Source organism: Xanthobacter sp. NM-25 (genome assembly GCF_022138605.1).
Taxonomy (GTDB): Bacteria; Pseudomonadota; Alphaproteobacteria; order Rhizobiales; family Xanthobacteraceae; genus Xanthobacter.
This window is the reverse complement of the sequence record NZ_JACBFS010000001.1, coordinates 212,696-228,777: the sequence shown is the minus strand read 5'-3', so window position 1 is coordinate 228,777 and position 16,082 is coordinate 212,696. Positions and strand designations below refer to the sequence as shown.

The 16,082-nt window shown below is 69.4% G+C and carries 16 protein-coding genes; 8 read left to right on the top strand and 8 right to left on the bottom strand.

All coding sequences use genetic code 11. From position 1 onward, the window contains the following. Window positions 1–254: 254 nt before the first annotated feature. The 3 genes from MEU52_RS01065 to MEU52_RS01055 all read right to left on the bottom strand — a co-directional run bounded on the left by MEU52_RS01065 (window position 255) and on the right by MEU52_RS01055 (window position 3,504). Window positions 255–1,817 (bottom strand): formate dehydrogenase beta subunit, encoded by a 1,563-nt coding sequence (locus MEU52_RS01065; RefSeq protein ID WP_238121803.1) that lies wholly within the window; start codon window positions 1,815–1,817, stop codon window positions 255–257. Continuing rightward, window positions 1,817–2,311 carry a formate dehydrogenase subunit gamma gene (locus MEU52_RS01060; RefSeq protein ID WP_238121804.1) on the bottom strand — a complete coding sequence of 165 codons (495 nt, stop codon included), beginning with the start codon at window positions 2,309–2,311 and terminating at the stop codon, window positions 1,817–1,819. Before MEU52_RS01060 ends, MEU52_RS01065 begins: the two co-directional genes overlap by 1 nt. Before the next feature lie 263 nt (window positions 2,312–2,574). Then, window positions 2,575–3,504, bottom strand: coding sequence for a LysR family transcriptional regulator (locus MEU52_RS01055; RefSeq protein WP_238121805.1), 930 nt, complete (start codon window positions 3,502–3,504; stop codon window positions 2,575–2,577). 211 nt (window positions 3,505–3,715) lie between these two features. Here MEU52_RS01055 and MEU52_RS01050 point away from each other — a divergent pair, with 211 nt between their 5' ends. From MEU52_RS01050 to MEU52_RS01040, 3 genes are all read left to right on the top strand, one after another. Then, window positions 3,716–4,021 (top strand): hypothetical protein, encoded by a 306-nt coding sequence (locus MEU52_RS01050; RefSeq protein WP_238121806.1) that lies wholly within the window; start codon window positions 3,716–3,718, stop codon window positions 4,019–4,021. Window positions 4,022–4,235: 214 nt separating this feature from the next. Next, entirely contained in the window at window positions 4,236–4,400 is a 165-nt protein-coding gene (locus tag MEU52_RS01045) for a hypothetical protein (RefSeq protein WP_238121807.1), read from the top strand. A gap of 249 nt (window positions 4,401–4,649) precedes the next feature. Next, a complete protein-coding gene (locus MEU52_RS01040; RefSeq protein ID WP_238121808.1) occupies window positions 4,650–5,561 on the top strand; it encodes a DUF2865 domain-containing protein in 912 nt (303 codons plus the stop codon). An 81-nt stretch (window positions 5,562–5,642) separates the two neighbouring features. On the opposite strand, the gene MEU52_RS01035 is transcribed toward MEU52_RS01040, so the two are convergent. The 3 genes from MEU52_RS01035 to cysQ all read right to left on the bottom strand — a co-directional run bounded on the left by MEU52_RS01035 (window position 5,643) and on the right by cysQ (window position 8,161). Then, window positions 5,643–6,398 (bottom strand): hypothetical protein, encoded by a 756-nt coding sequence (locus tag MEU52_RS01035; RefSeq protein WP_238121809.1) that lies wholly within the window; start codon window positions 6,396–6,398, stop codon window positions 5,643–5,645. Window positions 6,399–6,526: 128 nt separating this feature from the next. Next, window positions 6,527–7,141 (bottom strand): DUF1134 domain-containing protein, encoded by a 615-nt coding sequence (locus MEU52_RS01030; protein ID WP_238121810.1) that lies wholly within the window; start codon window positions 7,139–7,141, stop codon window positions 6,527–6,529. A gap of 180 nt (window positions 7,142–7,321) precedes the next feature. Continuing rightward, complete coding sequence (cysQ, locus tag MEU52_RS01025) at window positions 7,322–8,161, bottom strand: 3'(2'),5'-bisphosphate nucleotidase CysQ (protein WP_238121812.1); 840 nt, start codon at window positions 8,159–8,161, stop codon at window positions 7,322–7,324. Window positions 8,162–8,343: 182 nt separating this feature from the next. On the opposite strand from cysQ, the gene chpT reads away from it, so the two are divergent. Then, window positions 8,344–9,036 (top strand): histidine phosphotransferase ChpT, encoded by a 693-nt coding sequence (gene chpT, locus MEU52_RS01020; protein WP_238121813.1) that lies wholly within the window; start codon window positions 8,344–8,346, stop codon window positions 9,034–9,036. A gap of 119 nt (window positions 9,037–9,155) precedes the next feature. Here chpT and ctrA read toward each other — a convergent pair whose 3' ends face one another. Continuing rightward, window positions 9,156–9,857, bottom strand: a complete 702-nt coding sequence (ctrA, locus tag MEU52_RS01015) for a response regulator transcription factor CtrA (RefSeq protein ID WP_238121815.1) — start codon at window positions 9,855–9,857, stop codon at window positions 9,156–9,158. A gap of 452 nt (window positions 9,858–10,309) precedes the next feature. Here ctrA and MEU52_RS01010 point away from each other — a divergent pair, with 452 nt between their 5' ends. The 3 genes from MEU52_RS01010 to MEU52_RS01000 all read left to right on the top strand — a co-directional run bounded on the left by MEU52_RS01010 (window position 10,310) and on the right by MEU52_RS01000 (window position 13,472). Continuing rightward, window positions 10,310–10,705, top strand: a complete 396-nt coding sequence (locus MEU52_RS01010) for a flagellar export protein FliJ (protein ID WP_238121816.1) — start codon at window positions 10,310–10,312, stop codon at window positions 10,703–10,705. Between the two features lie 155 nt (window positions 10,706–10,860). Continuing rightward, the gene (locus tag MEU52_RS21900; protein ID WP_238121818.1) at window positions 10,861–11,400 is read left to right on the top strand and encodes a sigma factor-like helix-turn-helix DNA-binding protein; all 540 of its coding nucleotides are present in this window, start codon (window positions 10,861–10,863) and stop codon (window positions 11,398–11,400) included. Beyond that, entirely contained in the window at window positions 11,397–13,472 is a 2,076-nt protein-coding gene (locus tag MEU52_RS01000; RefSeq protein WP_238121819.1) for a hypothetical protein, read from the top strand. The genes MEU52_RS21900 and MEU52_RS01000 overlap by 4 nt, the downstream gene beginning before the upstream one ends. A 140-nt stretch (window positions 13,473–13,612) precedes the next feature. Here MEU52_RS01000 and MEU52_RS00995 read toward each other — a convergent pair whose 3' ends face one another. Continuing rightward, the gene (locus tag MEU52_RS00995) at window positions 13,613–14,824 is read right to left on the bottom strand and encodes a GGDEF domain-containing protein (RefSeq protein WP_238121820.1); all 1,212 of its coding nucleotides are present in this window, start codon (window positions 14,822–14,824) and stop codon (window positions 13,613–13,615) included. A 212-nt stretch (window positions 14,825–15,036) separates the two neighbouring features. Between MEU52_RS00995 and speB the strand changes: the two genes are divergently transcribed. Then, the gene (gene speB, locus MEU52_RS00990; RefSeq protein WP_238121821.1) at window positions 15,037–16,017 is read left to right on the top strand and encodes an agmatinase; all 981 of its coding nucleotides are present in this window, start codon (window positions 15,037–15,039) and stop codon (window positions 16,015–16,017) included. The last annotated feature ends 65 nt before the right edge of the window (window positions 16,018–16,082 follow it).

Sequence of the window (16,082 nt, the reverse complement as noted above, 5' to 3'; positions counted from 1 at the left end):
TCCGGTCAAGCCGGAGGGCGACGGGGGGAGGAGGGGAGACGGTGGTGGGAAGGCGGATGCTGGCGATCGGTTTGGCCGTCGCGTCACGCCCTGCCAAACCCCGCTGTCATGCAACAAGCCGCCGCCATGCAACAAACCACCGTCATGCTCCGGCTTGACCTGAGCATCCAGGACACCGCGGGTGCCGGCGGAGGCGCTGGTGGGCCCTCCGGTCGAGCCGGAGGGCGACGGGGGGAAAGCGAAGCCCATCGCCCTTACTCCGCCGCCGCCGGCAGGCTTGGCGCGGCGCCGAAGTCTTCCGGGAAATGGTTGAGGGCGCTCAGCACCGGATAGGGGGTGAAGCCGCCCAAGGCGCACAGGGAGCCGAGCTTCATGGTGTGGCAGAGATCGCGCAGCAGCACGAGGTTCTGCTCGCGCTTCTCGCCGGTCACCACCTTGTCGAGGGTCTCGACGCCGCGGGTGGAGCCGATGCGGCAGGGGGTGCACTTGCCGCAGCTTTCGTGGGCGCAGAATTCCATGGCAAAGCGGGCCATGTGGGCCATGTCCACCGTGTCGTCGAACACCACGATGCCGCCATGGCCGATCAGCGCATCCTTGGCCGCAAAGGCCTCGTAGTCGAACGGTGTGTCGAATTGGGAGACCGGCATGTAGGCGCCCAGCGGCCCGCCCGCCTGCACCGCCCGCACCGGCCGCCCGGAGGCGGTGCCGCCGCCGATATCGTTGACCAGCTCGCCGAGGGAAATGCCGAACGCGGTCTCGAACAGGCCGCCATATTTGATGTTGCCGGCCAGCTGGATGGGCATGGTGCCCCGCGAGCGGCCCATGCCGAAATCGCGGTAGAAGCTGCCGCCCTTGTCCAGGATCACCGGGACGGTGGCGAGCGACACCAGATTGTTGATGACGGTGGGCTTCTGGAACAGGCCCTTGTGGGCCGGCAGCGGCGGCTTGGCGCGCACCAGGCCGCGCTTGCCTTCCAGGCTTTCCAAGAGCGCCGTCTCCTCGCCACACACATAGGCGCCGGCGCCCATGCGCATCTCGAGGTCGAAATCGTGCCCGGAGCCGAGGATGTTCTTGCCCAGGAGGCCGGCGGCGCGGGCCTTCTCGATGGCCTTTTCCATCACCACGAACGACAGCGGATATTCGGAGCGGGAGTAGACATAGCCCCGGGTCGCGCCCACCGCGAAGCCGGCGATGGTCATGCCCTCGATGAGGCAGAACGGGTCCGCCTCCATGATCAGCCGGTCGGCGAAGGTGCCGCTGTCGCCCTCGTCCGCATTGCAGACGATGTAGCGCTGGTCGGCCTCCGCGGCGGCGACGGTGCGCCATTTGATGCCGGTGGGAAAGCCGGCGCCGCCGCGGCCGCGCAGGCCACTTTCCACCACCTCTTCCACCGTCGCTGCCGGCCCCAGCTCCAGTGCCCGCTTCAGGCCGCGATAGCCGCCATGGGCCTCGTAATCGGTGAGGGAGAGGGGATCGATGATGCCGACGCGGGCGAAGGTGAGGCGGGTCTGCTTCTTGAGATAGGGGATCTCATCCACGAGCCCGACGCACAGGGGATGCTCGCCGCCATGGAGCAGGCCGGCGTGGAGCAGTTCCTCCACGTCGCCGGGCGTGACCGGTCCGTAGCCGACGCGGCCCTTCTCGGTTTCCACCTCGATCAGCGGCTCCAGCCAGAACAGGCCGCGCGAGCCGTTGCGGGTGATGTCGGCGGTGACGCCGCGGGCGGAGAGGCCCTTCTCCAGCTTATGGGCGACCCGATCGGCGCCGCAGGCGATGGCGGTGGCGTCGTTGGGGACGAAGATGCGGGGCGACTTCATCAGGCGTCTCCGAAGCTTTTGCCGGCGGCGAAGGCGTCGGCCATCTCGTCGATGGCTTGCGGATCGAGGCGGCCCACCAACTGGCCGTCCACCAGCGCCGAGGGGGCGCAGGCGCACAGGCCGAGACAATAGATGGGCTCAAGGGTGATGGCGCCATCAGTCGAGGTCTCGCCCATGGCGACGCCGAGCTTGTCCTCGGCATAATCGGCCAGCGCCTTGCCGCCCATGGACTGGCAGGCCTCGGCGGCGCACAGCTTCACCACATGCCGGCCCGGCGGCTCGCGGCGGAAGTCGTGATAGAAGGTGAGGACGCCATAGACCTCGGCGCGGGAGAGGTTGAGGCTCTCGGCGATCAGCGGTACGGCGGGATCGGGCACGAAGCCGAAGGTCTCCTGCAACGCGTGCAGGATGGGCATGGTGGCCCCCTCCAGGTGACGAAGCTCGCCGATCACCTGCGCCGCGCGCTCGGTGCTCCAATCCTCATAGACCGCCATGGGCGTCTGCCTTCCCACGTCACCGGAGCCGTATGCACACGGCCCTTCCTTGTGATGATTTCAAACAGACTGTCACAATTGCGGAGCTGATCAATGCAGCTGTAGGATGTTGCGATAGAACATTTCTATGGAGCGGCGCGCGAGGCATTGGCTACCCCCCGATCCATCAGCCTCCAAGCTGCGGCAAAATGGACGTTAAGGGGCGGGCGCGCCGCCAGCGATCGGACTTTTCTATGTGTACCGGCGTGCGCTCCGGAATGGCGTTATTGCATCGCAGCGAGGGCGGGGTCGGCCAGCACCTGCTGGTCGAGCTTGGGGGCGATGCGTCGGGCCTCCGCCACCAGGGCGGAGATGATCGGGGTGGTGGGCTCGCGATGGGGCACCACCAGGCCGATGGAATGGGAGATGTCCGGCTCGACGATGGGAATGGCCCGCACCACCGCTGTCAGCCCCAGGGAATCGGCCAGCATGGCCGGCATCACGCTGGCCCACAGGCCGGTGCGCACATGGGTGAACAGCACCGTCATGGAATTGGATTCGAGGGTGGGCTGGGTGCGGGCGCCGACCGTGGCCAGAAGGCCGTCGACGATGCGCCGGTTCTGCATGTCCGGGGTGAGCAGGGCCAAAGGCAGCTCGGCCACCTCCGCCCAGGTCACGCTCGCCCGATCGCCGAACCGGGCCTCGGGCGAGGTGACGAGCCGGTAGCGCTCGCGATAGAGCGGCACCGTGTTCACCCGGCCCAGGGGCTCGTTGTCGAGATAGGTCAGGCCCGCGTCGATCTCCAGATTTTCGAGGTCGCTCAAAATCTCCAGGGACGTGCGCGAGATCACCGTGAAGCGCACGTCGGGATGGCGGGCGCGGAACGGGGTGGTCAGCGCCGCCACCATGGGCAAAGCGGTGGGAATGGCGGCGATGCGCAGTGGCCCGGAGAGGCCGCGCTTCAAGGCGTCGATATCCTGGCGCATGGCGCGGGTGTCGGAGACGATGCGCCGCGCCCACTCCAGCGTGCGCTCGCCTTCCGGAGTGAACCCGAGGAAGCGGGATCCGCGCTGCACCAGCAGCACGCCCAAGGTGTCCTCCAGCTGCTTGATGCCGGCCGACAGGGTGGGCTGGGTGACGCCGCAAGCCTCGGCGGCGCGGCCGAAGTGGCGTTCCCTGGCGAGGGCGATCAGATATTCGAGCTTGTCGATCATGGCGCCATATCAGGGCCTCGCCGCAGCGGACGCAACCGGTCGTCGTTGCTGCAATGCAGCGGGATAACGCTTTGTTAACCCTACACGTGATTATCAAAATACCGTTCAGGTCTCGCCGCAATCGACGCCCAATTCAGCCGGAATGCCGGTGTCATCTGCATCCCGCGAGTGGGAGCGCGGTGCGTTCCGAGACTTGCAAAGGGGAGTTGTCATGCGACTTGGGATTCTCGCCCTCGGGGTTGCCGCGGCCATCGGCCTCGGCGCGGTGATGGTGGATGGCGCGAGCGCCGCACCGCTGACCCCGGCGACCGCTGCGGCGGCGCAGGGGGGCGTTGATGTCGCCGCCGAAAACGTGGGTTGGGTCTGCAACCGCAATCGCTGTGTCTGGGATCCGCGGTTCCGCGGCCCGGTCCCGCCCTACGCCCGCGGCTGGGGTCGGCCGCGCCATCCCTGGTGCCGCTGGGAACAGGTGCGCACCCCGCGTGGCTGGCGCTGGGTGGAGGTGTGCCGGCGCTGAGGGGCCTCGTGGCGTCCCTCTTCATCCCCTGATTTTTAGGGTGACGAGCACCGCGTCGGATCGCATCGGTCCGGCGGGGTACTCGCGAAAACGTGAGGCCTGGTGCGGGAACAGCCGCCCCGTCTTCAACCTTTTGGCAACATCTCTGCGGACGGCGCGGCGGGCCGGGCAGAGAGCCGAGGACGAAGGCAAGGGGTAGCAGAGGAGACCCGCCATGACCGGCCAGCTTCAAGGCTCAGTGTTGATTTCTCTGGTCACCATCCTGTTCGCCGCGCTGTTGGTGGCGACCCCGCCCCTGGCCTTGATGACCCTGCCCCGTGACGCGCCCGCCGCGGCGCCCGCCTCGCGCACCATCGTCGGTGTGTCAGCCCTCGTGTGAGCCCGGGTGCGGTCCCGGCGCCATCCCCTATGGTCATGCCTCGTGGACGATCGGTGGTTGTCCGGTGTAGAGAGTGCGGCGCTGGCGTGCGCGCGAAGCCGGCCCTGCCGGCGGGCGTAAGGCCGGGGGTGGGGGCGTCATCGCGCGGTTGCGCCCGGCCATGATGGTCGAGCTGGTTCTGGCGTCGATGACGTTCAGCCAACGACGACCTTCAGGACGAAGGCGTTCATACCGCTGGGGGGAAGCCTCATGACCGGATCGACCCTGGGTGATGCGTCTCCCCTGTGGCATCGTGTTGTGTATCGTGTCGTTTATCTTGGTCGCTCCAAGATCAGGGTGGGGGGCCTTGTCGGCGCATGTCTGGCCTTGATGGCCGCGCTGCTGATGGGGCCGGCGCGGGCCCAGAATGTGGACGCGAGCCGCCTCTTCATCCTGCAGCAGAGCAAGGATCACACACATCGCGCCGGGCGCGGGGAGGCAGGGACCACCCCACGGCTGGTGCAATGGGGAGGCCCGCGGGCCACCACCCGCGCGGCCCCCGCGTATCGGCCGCCGGCATCGCCCTTTGATTTCTTCGCCGCGCTGTTTGGCGTCGCGCCGCAGCGCCGGACTCCGGACGCCGACCGCCTGCCGCCGCAGTATCCCGTTGGCGATGACGGTGGCTATGTGGAAACGCCGCGCGGCGGCACCTTCGCCTATTGTGTGCGCAGCTGTGATGGCCGCTATTTTCCGCTCGGCGCCCGGGTGCGTGATCCCGGCAGCCGGGGGGCTGCGGCCTATTGTGCCGCCCTGTGCCCGGCAGCCCACATGGAGGTGTTCACCACCGCCAGCGCCGCCAGCAGCATCGACAATGCGGTGGACAACGTCGGCCGCAGCTATTCCGAGATCCCCAATGCCTTCGTCTATCGCAGCCGGCTGGTGGACGGCTGCACCTGCACCGCCGATCAGGTTGGCGGGCTGCAGACCATGGCCATCACCGATGACCCCACCCTGGAGAAGGGGGATGTGGTGATGACGGTGGACGGCGCGCGGGTGTTCGCAGGCAAGCGCCAGGGGCCACCTTTCGTCACCGCCGATTTCGTGGCGCCCGATCGCTTCCCCGGCCTGCCGGCGCAGTTGCGCCGGCGCATCGAGGAGCTGGAGGTGGCGACCGCGCGCTGATCGCACCGGTCTTTGCTGCCTCCTGGCGCGCCTGTGCGCGCGGCGGCTCTGGTCGGCGATCGGGGGCGTGGGGTGAGGCGATCACGCGGAGGCGGCCAGCGGTGCCGCCGGCTCGGTTTCGGCCTCGGGGGTCAGCTGGTCGCGGATGCGGGCCGCCAGGCTTTCGTGGTCATCGCTCTGCGCGTCGGCGACCAGCGCGGGAATGGGCGAGGCGACGCCTTCCATGCGGGCCACCATGGCGGTGAGTCGCGCCGCCACGTCCTTCAGCTCGGTCTTGAGATGGGCGGGAGGGGTCTTCGCAGGCGCGGCGGCGAGCACCGCCGCCTGCAGGCGCTCCTGCTCGGCCCGCAGTGGGGCGATGGAAAGGGCGATGGCCGCCTCCTGCAGCTCGCGCTCCTCGCCGGGGCGCGGCGCCAGGGGCGGAGTTTCAGGGATCTGGGCACTCTGGGCGTCGGCCAGTTGGTCCTGCACCTCGCCCAGCAACACGCTCTGTTCCGCCAGCGTGCCTTCGAGCTGCTGGCGCTGCCGCTGCAGATCCGACAGGGCGGCTTCCAACTGGGCGACGCGCTGGCGCTGGTGCTCGATGGTGGCGGCGTGCCCGGCGATGGTCTCGCGCATGGCATCGGCCTGCAGTTCAAGGCGGCGCTGGTTGAGGGCAAAGAAGGCCCGCTGCTGGTCCTTGTCCGCCTGAATCTCGAAGATGGAGACGGGCACCGCCGCTTCCACCCGGCGGGTGGTGAGGCGCACAGCGCGGTGCCAGACCGCCGGCAGCACCAGCAGCGCAACGAACGTCGCCACCAGCGCGCCCAACGCGAAATACATGATCTGTTCGATCATGTTGGCCCGGTCCTCCAGCCTCGAAGCAGTCCGTCATTCATGGTGCGCCATTCATGGCACCACATTCATGGCACGAGTGGCGCCAGGGCACCAGCTGCCATCAGTCGCGGGCGGCCGGCGCGCGGGGATCAGAAGGGGTTCCAGGTGGGCTGCGCGGTGAATTTGAGATAGCCGAGGTTGGCGCCGATGCGCACGCCCACGCCCGAGCGGATGGGCACCACCACGATGCCGTCGGCGCCCAGGGCGGTCATGCCGAAGCCGGCCACCACATAGGCCGAACCGGAAATGCCACCGAAGCGCCGGAACACGTCCTGCACGCTGCGCAGGTTGTAGACCAGGATCATGGTGCGGGCGCCATCGCCGCCGAAGTCCCAGCCCACCGATGGGCCCTGCCAATAGACCTTCAGGTCGCCGGCGTTGCGGGTATAGAGCACGCCCTCGCCATAGCGCAGGCCACCCACGAACGCGCCGGAGCCTTCCTGGCCGAGAATGTAGCCATTGGGCTGGCCCCACTGGGAGACCGCCTTCTCGATGCTGAGGGCGAGCCCGCGCGAGACGCTGCCGAAAAAGGAGTGGCCCCGACTCACCAGCTCACCGGTGGAATAGTTCTGCGGCGCCTGCTGCTGCTGGGCGAGGGCGGGCGCGGCGGCCGCGAGCGGTGTCGCCAGCACGGCGGCGGCCGCCAGATGCCGGAGGAGGGCGCGGCGGCTAACCCTTGAAAAGAAGCTCGATGAGAAGCGCATGGGGGATCTCGCAATGGGCTTCGGAAACGGCAAAGGCCGCGAATCGCGCCTTCGATTATGGCCAGCAGTGTGACCTGGGAAAGGCGCGGCCGGCAGCCGGTCTGCGCCCGAGCTTCCGCACCGGGGCTTAGTGTCGGGTTAACCGGTGGCGACGACCGGTGTGCGGTCTCCGCTCTGCGATCACCCCGCCTTCGGCGCTGGAGGCTGACCGGCGCCCCAGGCGAGGAAGCCATGCACCTTGAAGCCGGCATTCGCATGCCCATAGGTGAGGGGGCTGCCGTCCGGCCGGGTGACGCGGCCGCCTGCGGCGTTGATCACCGCATGCCCGGCGGCGCAATCCCATTCCATCACCGTGCCCAGGCGGGGGTAGAGATCAACCAAGCCTTCCGCCAGCAGGCCGAACTTCAGCGCCGAGCCGGCCGAGATGCGCTCGGCCACGTCATAGCGGGCGATGAGCGCATCGGTGGCCGGGTCGCCATGGGAGCGGCTGGCGGCGATCACCATGGGGCCCGAGGGCAGGGGGCGGCAGGAGATGGACTCCCAGTCCTGCGCATTCACCGCCGCGCCCGGCGCACGGATGGCGCGGAAGGCCGCGCCCGGGCGGCCCGCGAACAGGGTCGCCCGGGCCGGCGCATAGACCACACCGAGCACCGGCGTGCCGTCTTCCACGAGCGCGATATTGACGGTGTACTCGCCATTGCCGGAGATGAACTCGCGGGTGCCATCCAGCGGGTCCACCAGCAGGAAGCGGTTGCCGCAGTCCACATGGGCGCCGGCGGACATGGCCTCCTCGGCCACCACCGGCACGCCGGGCAGCAGCTCCGCCAGGGCGGCGCAGATGATGAGCTCGGCGGCTTCGTCGGCGGCGGTGACGGGGCTCAGATCCGCCTTGGCATGGGCCTCAATGCCCTGAGCTTCGATGCGGCGGATGGCGACGCCCGCCGCCAGCGCGGCGGCGGCGAGGCCGGCGAGGAGGGGCGCGTCGGTGGGCGCGGGCGCGCGCGGGAACGTGCTGGTCATGGCCGGGTCATATCCGCTCGCGCCGGGCCTGTCGATGGCGGCGACGCTTGTGAGGGGGCCGTCCCCGGGTGTATCAGAGCCGACCCTGCACCATGCGGTCTCCCCCGCAGCCACGGGCCGGCCCACGGTGGCGGCGCGGCGGCCGCGATGGCGGGATCACAGCACGCCCGGAAGCCCGACCCATGTCCGACGCGCCCAAATTCGACGCGCTCGCCCCGATCCTCTCCCCGGCCGCCGACGCCGCCGTCATTTCCGCCCTCGATCTCGCGGCCTTGCTGTGCTCGCGGGTGTGCCACGATGTCATCAGCCCGGTGGGCGCGGTGGTCAACGGCATCGAGGTGCTGGAGGACGAAGGCGCCGCCGACATGCGCGAGGTGGCGCTCGATCTCATCGCCAAGAGTTCCCGCCAGGCCTCGGCGCGGCTCCAGTTCACCCGGCTGGCGTTCGGCGCCGCCGGGTCGGCCGGGGCGCAGCTCGATCTCGGCGATGCCGAGCAGGTGGTCCGCGGCATGATCGAGGACGATCGCACCAAGATCGACTGGCGCCTGCCCCGCGAGTTCCAGGCCAAGAACAAGGTCAAGCTGCTCCTGAACCTGGTGCTGATCTCCACCACCACCATTCCGCGCGGCGGGCTCATGACGGTGTCGCCGCTGGGCAGTGGCGAGGCCATGGGGTTCGAGCTCGCGGCGCGGGGCACCAGCGCCCGCATCCCCGCCGGCGTCGAGGCGCTGATCGCCGGCGTGGCGCCGGCCGGCGGGCTCGATGCCCATGTGGTGCAGCCGTTCTATGCCGGCCTGCTGGCGCGCGCCTGCGGCGTCACGGTGAGCTTCGCCCAGGATGGGGATCTCGTGACCCTCACCGCCCGGCCGGCCTGAACGCGCTTCAACCGGCGATGGGGCGAGCCGATGGCGGCCCCAAAGCAAAATGCCCCACCGAACGGCGGGGCATCCTCACTGCGAGGCGTGGGATCGGCGGTCGCGGGCGAAGGGGTGGCCTAGACGGCCATCCGCTCGGCGCCCAGCACGGGCTCGCGCAGCACATAGCCGCGGCCCCAGACGGTCTCGATGTAGTTCTTGCCGGCCGATGCGTTCGCCAGCTTCTTGCGCAGCTTGCAGATGAACACGTCGATGATCTTCAGTTCCGGCTCGTCCATGCCCCCATAGAGATGATTGAGGAACATCTCCTTGGTGAGGGTGGTGCCCTTGCGGAGCGAAAGCAGCTCCAGCATCTGGTATTCCTTGCCGGTGAGGTGCACCCGGTTGCCTTCCACCTCCACCGTCTTGGTGTCGAGGTTGACCACCAGGTCGCCGGTCTGGATCACCGACTGGGCATGGCCCTTGGATCGGCGGACGATGGCATGGATGCGCGCCACCATCTCGTCCTTGTGGAAGGGCTTGGTGAGGTAGTCATCGGCGCCGAAGCCGAAGCCCTTCACCTTGTCCTCGGTGTTGGCGAGGCCCGAGAGGATCAGGATGGGGGTCTTGACCTTGGCGACGCGCAGCGAGCGCAGCACCTCGAACCCGGACATATCCGGCAAGTTCAGGTCGAGAAGGATGATGTCGTACTCGTAAACCTTGCCGAGATCGACGCCTTCTTCACCGAAACTCGTCGTATAGACGTTGAAGTTTTCGGTCTTAAGCATCAATTCGATGCCCTTGGCCGTTGCACTATCGTCTTCGATGAGCAAGACGCGCATGGCAATCCCTTTCCTCGCAACTACCCGAAAGGCGGCGCTGCCGACTTTCGTTGCTCGGCCGACGGGGTGATTCGCGCTACGTGTGAAGAATCAGTAGCAGACCCTGATTCTCTCGGACAAGCCCTTGTGGGAAAACATTTGTGCACGGTTCGGAAGACTGAATCTCCACCAAGCACTTAACTGTTTTTCCGCCGGCGCGCGCCGCGTTCACCCGTTTCTCGATACCTTTCGTCGACCTTCGAGCGGGCACTTTTTGCGCGTCGCTCGAACCGTAGCCTCATGATTAACGAAGGCGGTAAACGATTGGTTTCTGAGCTTCAGGTTCGTTGTATTTTTCTCCAGCTTCCTGCGCGGCGGTAAGAAAGGGGCAACCGTGAGACGCCATTGTGGCGGCGTTGAGTGGCCGGGGGTGCTCGGCCGACATTGCCCTTTGCGTACCGGAGTTGATGGCGATGAAGTCGCGAGAGCCCTTGATCCGCGCCAAGAAGTTTCAGATCGACGACATGCGCCGGCGGGTGGCGCAGATCGACACGATGATCGCCGATTTCGAGCGGATGGCCGTGGAACTCGATCGCGATATCGCCGCCGAGGAAGGACGCACCGGCGTCAACGACCCCAATCACTTCGCCTATTCCCCGCTGGCCCTGGCCTCGCGCGGGCGGCGCGACAACCTGCGACGCTCGGTGGATGACCTCGTCGCCCAGCGCGATGCCGCCGCCAAGACCCTGGCCGAGGCCGAGGCGGAGCTCGTGCTGGCGGAAGCCGCCGACAGCCTCGATCGCACCGCGAAGCCGGAATTGGGCGCCACCCGTGGCGCCTGGCGGCCGCTGGATATGCCGCGCCATTGAGCGCCGAGCGGGCTGCGCGCGCGAAATTCAGAGGTTCTGAGGTAGCATGCTGCAGCGCGGTGCGCTGCAGCATGTTTTTTTGTGGTCTCCCGCCCGCAGCCTGCGTTTGAATGGCGCGGGGATCCGGCGTGTCCGGGAGGGGAGGGATCAAACGGGTGACGCCGCATCGCGAGTTGCGCGGCCTCCTGGCGGCCATTGCCGCGGGTGATCTGAGCGCATGCGAACGCCTTTATGAGCTGTCCAGCCCGAAGCTGTACGGGCTGGTGCTGCGCCTGGTGCGCCAGCCGGGGCTCGCCTCAGAGGTGTTGCGGCGCGCCTATGGGCAGATCTTCGTGGAAGCGGCGCGCCTGTCGCGGGAGAAGGCGCCCCTCGGCGCCATGACCGCGATGGCTCGGGCGGCCTCGCTCGATGCGGTGCGGGCGCGCGGTGGCCCGGATGCGTGGGAGCCGTTCCAGGTGGGGCGCGCGGCGGCCGATCCTCTGGCCCTGTCCGGTCGCAGCCCGGCGCTCATGCGGGTGCTGGCGGCCCTGGGGCTCCTGTCGGAGGAGCGTCGGCGCATGGTGCTGCTCGCTTATTATGACGGCTGGACCCGCGATGCGCTCGGCGTCTATTTCGATATTCCCGATACGGGCGTGAGGGCTTGGCTGGCGCGCAGCGCGCAGGAAATCGCCGCGCATCTGCGACGTCCCACATGACCGCCGACGATCTTCTGGCCGCCGAACTGGTGATCGGGACGCTGGAGGCACCGGAACGGGCCCAGGCGCGGGCCCGCCTGCAGCGCGATCCCGACTTCGCGCGCCTGGTGCGGCGCTGGGAGCGGGATCTGGCGCCCCTGCATGAATTGATCTCCCCCATCGCGCCGCCGCCGGCCATCTGGAACGCCATCGCCCAGGATCTGGCCCGGGCGCAGCAGGCCGGCCGAGGCGCCGCGCCCGCCTCCGCGCCGCCTCCGGCGACAGGCGGCGGCATCGGGGTGGAGACGGGGGCGGAGACGGGCGCGCGCTCCGGCACGGTCTCGCGGCGCGGGCTGGCCGGGCGACCGGCCGTTCCGGCGTCGCCGCCGGCCGCGCCACCGCCCGCCGGCGCGCGGGGCCTCACGCGCATGCTGCGGGCGCGGCTGGGGGGCGCGCAGAAGGTTCCGGCCAGCGCGCTGCCGCGGGAAGCGGCCCGCGTGGAGCCACCCCGGGCGCTGCGCCGGCGGCTGGCCGCTGCGTTGGCGGCGGATGCGCCGCCAGACGATCGCATCCCCCATTCTCCGCCACCCCTGGAGGGCGCCGAAACACCGTCCGCTTCCGAGCCATGGCCTGAGGATGCCCCCGACCTGTCGCCGGCCGAGGATGTCCCCCTTGAGACGCCTGCGGACGCTGGCACGACGCCCGGCGGTTCGGAGATGCAAGAGAGCGTCGCGCAAGAGGCGAGCGGGCAAGGGGAGGCGCGGCGAGAGCAGGGCTTACAACAGACGGCGGTTCTTGCCGCTCCTGAACGCTCGGGTGGCGCTGAGGGGGGCGCACGGGAACAGCCTGTTGCAGGCGAGGCCGTTGAAGCCGCCGCGCCGGGCCCTGTGGTTGAAGGGAGTCCGGAGACGCCGGCGCCGGAGGGCGCGCCTCCCGGCGCCTTGGGCCCCACCCGGCCGTCGCTGGTGGACGCAGGCTCTGCCGCCGAGCGTCCGGAGGCGCCGCGTCCCGAGGCGCCCGTGGGGCCGGACGGAGCCGGGGCGGCGGCAGAGGGGGCGGCGGTCGATGATCCGTCGCCGCCCCTGCATGCGCCGGTTCCAGGCCAGGGCCTTTCTGCGCCTGCGCCCCCGCTGCCGCACCATGGAGGCGGCACCTCCGCCGCAAGTGCGGCCGTAACTGCCGCCGCAACTGCCGCTCTCCCTGGCGATGGAGCGCCCGTGTCGCCGCCGGCCGCCGTCGGGCCGGAGATCGCGCCCGTGTCTGAAGGCGGGGGGGCGGTGCGTGTGGCCGATGGCGTGGCCCCGGCCACCGGGACGGAGGGCGGCGCGGCGACCGTCTCGGTCAGCGCTGCGTCGTCGCTCTCCCCTTGGCATGGTGAGGGCACGGACGCGCCCTCGGGGCCGATGCCGGGCGACGCCGCGCCCGCGGCGGAGCAGGGGGCGGCGAAGGCGGAGGTCGACGCGGTAGCCGGCGCCGCAACCAAGATTGAGGACGATGGTGCTGCCAAAAGTGCCGCCGAGGCTGTGACCAAATCGGGCGTGGGAGCGGCCTTGGGCGCCCGGGCGGCGGTCGCTTTCGACCAGGCTCGGCGGGCCCTGCGGGGCCGTCCCGCCAGGGGCGGCGATGGGCCGTCGCGGCGGCTGGCGCTGCGCGGGCTGGCGGCGGCCGCCGCCGTGGTGATGGTGGTGATCACTCTCGATGTGATGATGCACCAGGGGGGCTGGAGCGGCGATCCGGCGCCGCGCATGGTGATCCTCCGGCCGGTGCTGGCGCCGTCCGGGGCGCCGGAGGTGCGGGTGTGGCTGGAGCCGGCTGCGGGCCTGCTCGAGGTGCAGGCCAGCGCCGTTCCCGCCATGGCAGGGCAGGTCTACCGGCTGGAACTGCGCACCCGCGATGCCGGCCGCCATCTGCTGGGGACCTTCAATGCCCGCCTGGCGGCGGAGAGCGATCTGGTCCACGCCCTGGGCGTCCCGGCGATGGAGGGCGCGCACCTGTCGGTGATCACGGTGCCGGTCGGCGCCGATGGCGTCCTCGAGGCCGAGGGCGAAGAGGTCTATCGGGGAGAGCTGTCGTTTCAGCGACGCGAACCGTGAGGGCCCGCATGGCGGCCGTGTCGCTTCGACGCCTGCAAGACCGGCGGCCCCTTGGCAAGCTTAGGGAAGCCGGACCTTGGGCGAACCGGCTGCTGGCGACGGCCTGTCCATCCGGCTTCGACGCGCTTCGGTGAGCGGCGTCAGGCGCGGGCGGCCTGGCGCTCGACCGTGGACAGGCTCAGGGACGCGGTGAGGCCGGCGGCCAGGCGGGCGGCGCTGAGCACGCGGTTCCGGCCCGCCGCCTTGGCATAATAGAGCGCGTCGTCCGCCTCCTTGATGAGGCCGCTGATGGATGGCGCATCATCGGGCGCCACCGCTGCCAGTGTGGAAACGCCGACGGTCACCGTCGCGCGGATGGCGCATTGATCCACTTCCCAGAGCTCGGATTCGGCGGTGGTGCGCAGCCGTTCGCCGATCTCCAGTGCGGCCTTGCCGTCGGCTCCCGGCAGCACCACGCAGAATTCCTCACCGCCAATGCGGCCGATGAGATCCTGCGCCCGCACGCTCTGGCGGGCGACCTCGGCGAACCGGCGCAGCACCGCATCCCCCACCTGGTGGCCAAAGCGGTCGTTGACCGTCTTGAAGTGGTCGAGGTCGAGCATCAGCACTGAGAGGGGGTGGCGCTGGGCGCGCGCCTCTTCCAGCAGCAGGCGCCCCTGCAACAGGGTGGTGCGCCGATTGAGCAGGCCGGTGAGGTCGTCGCGGGAGGCCAGCCGGTCCAGCACCAGATAGAGCGAGGCGAAGTTCCAGCCCGTCACCAGGGCCAGGGAGGCGAGCAGCACCAGGCCCTGGGCGGACCCGGACAACGCATTCATGGGCATGATCCAGCCCACGGCGACGCCCAGCGCCCGCGCCACATAGAACAGGCTGAGCAGCACCAGGAGCAGGGCGAAGGTGAGCCGCGCCCGCGAGCGCATCTCGCCCGGCCGGCGTTGGAGCATGATCCACGTGCCCACGCCGCACCAGACGGCGATGAGCAGCGAGCCGATGACGATGCGCTGCCCCAGATTGTCGCCCATCAGGTAGGAGATGAGCAGAAGGCCGGTGCTGGCGAGGGCCGCCGCGAGGGAGAGGGCGAGCAGGGGGCGCTGGCCGTCGAACGCGCGGATGCCGGTGAGCAGCAGGCCCAGCCAGACATAGATCAGGCCGTTGCCGACCACCACCACGAAGGCCAGGGGCAGGTCGGCGCGCAGCGCCAGCACCAAGGCGCCAGCTGCGCCGGTGACGTTCGCAATTCCCCAATAGCCCAGCGCGGACACGTTTGTCCGGTATTTCAACACCATCTGGACGCCGGCAATCAGACAACACACCACGGCCGCGGTCATCAGAAGCGTCGGGACATGGAGGATCATGCCGAAAAACCACGGTTCGGCTGGAGGGCTGAGGCTAACAACTAGTCATGCATGAAATCCCAGGGGGCACAAGCTGGCCGTGTGTTGAGCGTGTACCCTCAAATCCGCTGAGGCCGGCGCAAGGTGGATCTGGTCGCGGATTCAAGGCGCTGGCGTTGGAGGGGCGGGTCGCTATCATGCCCGCGCCGGCCGAAGGAGCCGAGAGGTGCCGCATGACCGAATCATCTCTGCCGCGTCCCGTGGATCGGGCCCTGGATCCGAGCTTCCGCCATGGCCAGTCCACCGAGCCCAATTATTCCGGCGTCACCTCGTTCCTGCGCCGGCGCTACGCGCGCGATGGCGGCGGCGCCGAGGTGGTGGTGTGGGGCGTGCCGCTGGATGTGGCAGTGTCGAACCGCCCCGGCACGCGGTTTGGGCCGCGGGCCATCCGCGCCGCCTCCACCATCCTCGATGGTGACCCCTTCTATCCCTTCGGCCTCGATCCCTTCGCCACCCTCGATGTCGCCGATGGCGGCGACTGCGTGTTCGATTACGGCCTGCCCGCCGGCATTCCCCAGGCCATCGCCAGCCAGGCGGCGGCCCATTATGCCCGCGGCAGCCACCTCATCACCCTCGGCGGTGACCACTTCCTCACCTATCCGGTGTTGCAGGCGCTGGTGGCGCGGCTCGGCGAGCCGGTCGCCTTGATCCAGTTCGATGCGCACCAGGATACCTGGGGTGACGGCGGTGACCGGGTGGATCACGGCACCATGATTACCCGGGCGGTGAAGGACGGGCTGATCCGCACCGATCGGTCGGTGCAGGTGGGCATCCGCACCCATGCGCCGGAAACCTATGGCATCGAGATCATCGACGCGCTGACGGCGGGGGAGATCGGCCCGGCCGCCCTGGCCGCGCGGATTGCCGCGCGGGTGGGGTCGGCGCCGGTCTATCTGTCCTTCGACATCGACGCGCTGGATCCGGCGTTCGCCCCGGGCACCGGCACGCCGGTCTGCGGCGGCCTCACCAGCCGCGAGGTCATTGCCTGCCTGCGGCAGCTGGGCGGGCTCGACTTCAAGGGTTTCGACGTGGTGGAGGTGTCGCCGCCCTATGACCATGCCGAACTCACCGCGCTGGCCGGCGCCACCCTGCCGTCGCTCTACCTGTGCCTGCTGGCGCAGCGGAAGGCCGCGGGGCACCGGATCGCCCTGTGAGGCAGCCCTTGCAGCTTGCGCGGCCATATGGGACACGCCCGGCGGATCTGTGCTGAGGGGGGCGA

Coding starts and splice junctions, on each gene's coding strand:
- MEU52_RS01065 (WP_238121803.1), bottom strand. CDS start 1,817: ATGAAGTCGCCCCGCATCTTCGTCCCCAACGACGCCACCGCCATCGCC.
- MEU52_RS01060 (WP_238121804.1), bottom strand. CDS start 2,311: ATGGCGGTCTATGAGGATTGGAGCACCGAGCGCGCGGCGCAGGTGATC.
- MEU52_RS01055 (WP_238121805.1), bottom strand. CDS start 3,504: ATGATCGACAAGCTCGAATATCTGATCGCCCTCGCCAGGGAACGCCAC.
- MEU52_RS01050 (WP_238121806.1), top strand. CDS start 3,716: ATGCGACTTGGGATTCTCGCCCTCGGGGTTGCCGCGGCCATCGGCCTC.
- MEU52_RS01045 (WP_238121807.1), top strand. CDS start 4,236: ATGACCGGCCAGCTTCAAGGCTCAGTGTTGATTTCTCTGGTCACCATC.
- MEU52_RS01040 (WP_238121808.1), top strand. CDS start 4,650: ATGACCGGATCGACCCTGGGTGATGCGTCTCCCCTGTGGCATCGTGTT.
- MEU52_RS01035 (WP_238121809.1), bottom strand. CDS start 6,398: ATGATCGAACAGATCATGTATTTCGCGTTGGGCGCGCTGGTGGCGACG.
- MEU52_RS01030 (WP_238121810.1), bottom strand. CDS start 7,141: ATGCGCTTCTCATCGAGCTTCTTTTCAAGGGTTAGCCGCCGCGCCCTC.
- cysQ (WP_238121812.1), bottom strand. CDS start 8,161: ATGACCAGCACGTTCCCGCGCGCGCCCGCGCCCACCGACGCGCCCCTC.
- chpT (WP_238121813.1), top strand. CDS start 8,344: ATGTCCGACGCGCCCAAATTCGACGCGCTCGCCCCGATCCTCTCCCCG.
- ctrA (WP_238121815.1), bottom strand. CDS start 9,857: ATGCGCGTCTTGCTCATCGAAGACGATAGTGCAACGGCCAAGGGCATC.
- MEU52_RS01010 (WP_238121816.1), top strand. CDS start 10,310: ATGAAGTCGCGAGAGCCCTTGATCCGCGCCAAGAAGTTTCAGATCGAC.
- MEU52_RS01000 (WP_238121819.1), top strand. CDS start 11,397: ATGACCGCCGACGATCTTCTGGCCGCCGAACTGGTGATCGGGACGCTG.
- MEU52_RS00995 (WP_238121820.1), bottom strand. CDS start 14,824: ATGATCCTCCATGTCCCGACGCTTCTGATGACCGCGGCCGTGGTGTGT.
- speB (WP_238121821.1), top strand. CDS start 15,037: ATGACCGAATCATCTCTGCCGCGTCCCGTGGATCGGGCCCTGGATCCG.